This is a genomic window from Acinetobacter brisouii, assembly GCF_008993995.1.
GTDB lineage: Bacteria > Pseudomonadota > Gammaproteobacteria > Pseudomonadales > Moraxellaceae > Acinetobacter > Acinetobacter brisouii_A.
In genome coordinates, this window is sequence record NZ_BKNN01000192.1 from 1 (window position 1) to 353 (window position 353).

At 37.7% G+C, this 353-nt stretch carries 2 pseudogenes; both read left to right on the forward strand.

Annotation, left to right across the window (positions count from 1 at the left end):
- A pseudogene (locus GBN19_RS15610) lies at positions 1–206 on the forward strand (IS4 family transposase); the annotation flags it as partial.
- Between the two features lie 22 nt (positions 207–228).
- Positions 229–353 (forward strand): annotated as a pseudogene (locus GBN19_RS15615) (IS3 family transposase); the annotation flags it as partial.

Consider the following 353-nt stretch of genomic DNA (forward strand, 5'->3'; position numbering starts at 1 on the left):
CAATTCAGACACAAATCTGGATTGCGATGATCGCCTATTTATTGGTGAGTTTCGCTCAACATTTAGGGAAAACAGGTTGGACAGTTCAACGTTTACTCAGAATAATTCAAGTGAATTTGTTTGAAAGAAGAACTTTAAAAGCTTTATTTTCACCCGATAAAATACCCATAAAACAAGAGGAAGCTCAAATGAGCTTCCTCTTGTGAAAAATTGTGGGACAGCAATGGCAGCGTACTTTGCCAAAGAAAGTCAGTGAGGTACGCCTATATGAAATCGCAAAGCCACTTATTTCCGATTATTTTAATGGCTCGATTACTTCGTCTATCCGTTTCTCGCTTTTATGATTGGCTAAA